The organism is Nocardia sp. NPDC059154 (genome assembly GCF_042755705.1).
In the GTDB taxonomy this organism is placed as follows: domain Bacteria; phylum Actinomycetota; class Actinomycetes; order Mycobacteriales; family Mycobacteriaceae; genus Nocardia.
This window is the reverse complement of the sequence record NZ_JBHZCS010000172.1, coordinates 1-3,685: the sequence shown is the minus strand read 5'-3', so window position 1 is coordinate 3,685 and position 3,685 is coordinate 1. Positions and strand designations below refer to the sequence as shown.

At 68.7% G+C, this 3,685-nt stretch carries 4 protein-coding genes; all 4 read right to left on the bottom strand.

Annotated elements, in window-relative coordinates:
• Positions 1–4: 4 nt before the first annotated feature.
• A complete protein-coding gene (locus tag ACFXN1_RS51475; protein WP_379445305.1) occupies positions 5–691 on the bottom strand; it encodes a hypothetical protein in 687 nt (228 codons plus the stop codon).
• A gap of 259 nt (positions 692–950) precedes the next feature.
• Positions 951–1,244 (bottom strand): hypothetical protein, encoded by a 294-nt coding sequence (locus ACFXN1_RS51470; RefSeq protein ID WP_379445304.1) that lies wholly within the window; start codon positions 1,242–1,244, stop codon positions 951–953.
• A gap of 66 nt (positions 1,245–1,310) precedes the next feature.
• On the bottom strand, positions 1,311–2,258 hold the full coding sequence (locus tag ACFXN1_RS51465) for a cytochrome c oxidase assembly protein (RefSeq protein WP_379445303.1): 948 nt from the start codon (positions 2,256–2,258) through the stop codon (positions 1,311–1,313).
• A gap of 102 nt (positions 2,259–2,360) precedes the next feature.
• Positions 2,361–3,685 (bottom strand): metallophosphoesterase (locus tag ACFXN1_RS51460; protein WP_379464166.1); only part of this gene is annotated, 1,325 nt, incomplete at its 5' end.

Here is a 3,685-nt window from a genome sequence, read left to right as displayed (position 1 = left end):
GCGGCTAGCTGGCCGGAGTGGAGTCCGGCGCGTTCAGGCGGTTGAACAGGCCGATGCCGACCGCGATGGCGGCGGGCCCGCCGACACCGACCAGACCGGCCGCGGCGCCCAGCGGGATGCCGATCGCGGCGCCGGCGACACAGCCCGCGATGCCGGTCGGAACCGACATGATCACGACACCGGCAATGGCGCCGCCCAACGCGCCGATGGCGCAGCCGGCCACACCACCGACGACGGTGCCCAGCAGGGTGCCCATGGAGCTGGCGATGCCGAACTGGTTGACCGCGGCACCGAACGCGGCGTCCTGGTCGGCCTGGCTGGCGACGTCCTTGACCACGGGGGCCGGGAGGGCGGGGGCGGCGAAGCTCGCGGCCGGGTCCATGTTCGGGGTGAAGGTGGCGGTGTTGCCGTCGATCTCGGCGGCGACCGGGTGGGCGACGTCACCGGTGATGATATTGAGCGGGAACTGGGTGACCAGGCCGCCGTTGTTGTCACGCACCTGGAACTGGCCGTCCTGGGTGGTCAGCGAGCCCGCGTCGGTCTTCAGCACCACCGAAGCGCCGTCGATCTTGGTGTCCCAGTGGATCCCGGGAGTAGCGGCGGCCGCGGGATCGGCATAGGCGGTCCCGGCGGAGATGCCGAGTGCCGCGATGGCCAGAGCCGAGGTGGCGGCAAACTTCGTGTAACGCATACTTCTCGTCGCTTTCTTGATCGGGCGCTTCCCTCCTGGGAGCGAGGTCCTCATCGAGCACCCGGATCAGGATAAGCCAGCAAATGTTGCCTACTTGTTGCCAAACCGTAGCGAAGCCGCTTCTTAAAGTATGTTTTGCGTTAAGACTGCGTTCGCCGAGCCTTTGTGAGTGACCCAGGCAACCTTTCGGCGCATAAAGAGGGCCGCCTCACACCCCGATTGGGAGCGTCGACACGGGCCTTTCTTCGCAAGCCGATAACTACTGGTTCGCCGGATCATTGATGCGCTGGACGAATCCGATGCCGATGATGATGGCCGCGGGCACCCCGGTCAGGATCAACCCGGCCGCCGCGCCCAGCGGAATGCCGATGCCCGCACCGGCCAGGCAACCGAGCACCGGGCCGAATCCCATGCCCTCGAGCACCGGCAGGCTCAGCGTCGCGCCGCCGACGATGCCGACGACACAGCCGATGCCCGCGCCGACGATGGTGCCGACCAGTGTGCCGACAGCGGTGACCAAGTGTCCAGCAGCCAGAAGCTGAACGGTAGCCAAGAACGCAGATTGATAGCCGATATCACTGACTCCCAAACATGGTGAGCCAGGTCACCTTTCGGTGGATCAGCGGCGGAAGCGCTCGCGCAGCTGCGGGTCGTTCTCCCACCACAGTCCGGTGGACACCGGCTCGTCGTCGGCCTCCGTGTCCCGGGTCACGGTGCGCGACACCGCCTTCCGCCGCGGCCGCGCCGCCTCGGCGGCATCCAGCTCGGCATCGATCTCCCCGGCCCGGCGCTTCTCGTCAGCGGCGAAGGCCCGCATGACGACCAGCGAGTAGATCAGCCCGAGGAAATCGCCGAGCAGCCACAGGATGCCCGCGCCGATGGTCTGGTCCAGGCGCGCGTCCGGACCCCAGGTGCGGCCGAGCGAACCGTAGTAGCCGGCGGCGACCAGCGGCCCCAGCCACAGCACGATGCCGAGGATGCCGTCGGCCAGGGACTCCGCGATGGTGATGAGCAGCGACAGCCCCTGCGTGAAGTGCTTGGGCACCGGATCGATCTGCAGGCGCGAGTAGAAGTACAGGAACCCGATGGCCACCACGATGATTCGGGTGACCGCGTCGACGCCCCCGTGCCGCAGCACCGACTCGTACCAGGGCGAGAGGAACAACGCCCAGGGCAGCAGCAGGATCAGCATCGAAGCGGTGGCCGGGTGGGTGAGCAGCCGGGCGACACTGCCGGAGAGCATGGCGTCCAGGCGTTTCCGGCCGGCCGGGCCCAGCGCCGCGCGCAGCACGGTGAACGGCGCACCGGCCGCGAGCGCGAAGGGCACCAGGTAGAGCAGCAGGAGCACCTGCAGCGCGCGCACCCAGAACAGGGTGTCGGAGTAGACGCCGATCATGCCGACGCCGGTGTACAGCCACACCCCCAGTCCGGCCAGCCCGAAGTAGAGGGCCCGGCTCGCCGGAAGCTGTTCGCCGCGCTGTCTTCCCTTGAGGAAGCAGGCCGCGTACGCGAGTCCCAGGAGCGCGATGACCAGCACGGTCGAGGTGTCCCACCGCCAGGAGCTCACCAAACTGCTCAACTGCAGCGGTGTTCGGGTCTGTAACACGGGACCCAGTATGCGCCGTGCCGTCGCGGGGGACGGCACGGCTCCCGGGAAGGCGGTGCGCGGCTAGCGGGAGACCAGGCGGCGGTAGGTCACGGTGTCGAATTCGCGCCCGTGCTCGTCGACCGCGACCACGTCCATCTCGCTGGAGAACACGCCGGGCCGCACATCCACGCGAATGAACGAGTAGCGGCTGAACCGCACCCGCGACCAGGCGACGGCCTCCTTGCCCTCCTTGCCGTCGGAGCCCCACAGGATGCTCTCCGGCACGAAGGTGTCGGGCTGCTCGTTGCCGCGATAGGTGTCGCCCGCGGCGAAGGTGCCGTGCGCCGCGCCGCCCCCGCCGACCACGTAGTAGACGGTGCCGTCGGTGTCCGGGTAGACGATCGAGTTGTCGGGTGCGGCCTTGGTCGGCTGCCCGCCGCGCATCGGGTCGGTGCGCTCGAAGTTGTGATTGTGGCCCTGCAGCACCAGATCGACCCGGTACTTGTCGAACAGGTCGGCCCAGGCCCCGCGCACGCCGCCGTCGCTGGCGCCGCCGATGCCGGTGGCGTAGGCGCACTCGTGGAAGAAGCAGACGATGAAGTCGATGCTCGGGTTCGCGCGGTAGCCGGCCAGGGTGGATTCCACCCAACTGTTCTGTGCGCCACCGGAATAGCCGAGATTGGCGCGGACCTGCCAGCTCACCTCGTTGGCGTCCAGCGACAGCACCGCCACATTGCCGTAGGTGAAGGAGTACACCGACGGGCAGCCCGCGGGCCCGTTGTCCGGAAAGTCCATGCGCGCCATCAGGCCGCCGTAGCCGTGAGTGCCGTAGACGGCTTCCATGTCGTGGTTGCCGGTGGCGAACATCCACGGCACGTGGCCCGCGCTGCTCTCGATGGCCTGCAGGTAGGTGTCCCACACGAACGGGTTGTAGGCGTCGATGGCGCCGGTGTCGGCCTTGCCGTTGGGGACGAACCAGTCCGGGCCGCCGCCGTGGGAGGTGTCGGCGTAGCAGATGTCGCCGGCCAGAATGTGGAATTCCGGGTTGCTGGCGACGATCTGGCGCTGGATGTTCTCGGCATTGCGGGAGCTGGGGGCGTCGCCCTCGCCGTACTTGTTGCGGTACGCGCCCGCCGGCATGCCCGCGGGCAGTGCCGGGGTGTCGTCGACGCCCTGGTCGCCCATCATGGTGAAGCGGAACGGCAGCAGCGCGGCACGCGAGCTCGGCATGGCGGTGTTCGCGGAGACGACGTCGCTGCTGTAGCCGTCGGCAGTACGCCAGCGGTAGAAGTGCGGCAGGCGGCCGGGCAGTCCGTCGACAGGGGCGTGGACGTAGAACTGTTCGGCCGACAGCACTCCCCCGTCGGTGCGCGGGAGCTGGGTGACCAGGTTGCGGACCTCGGCCT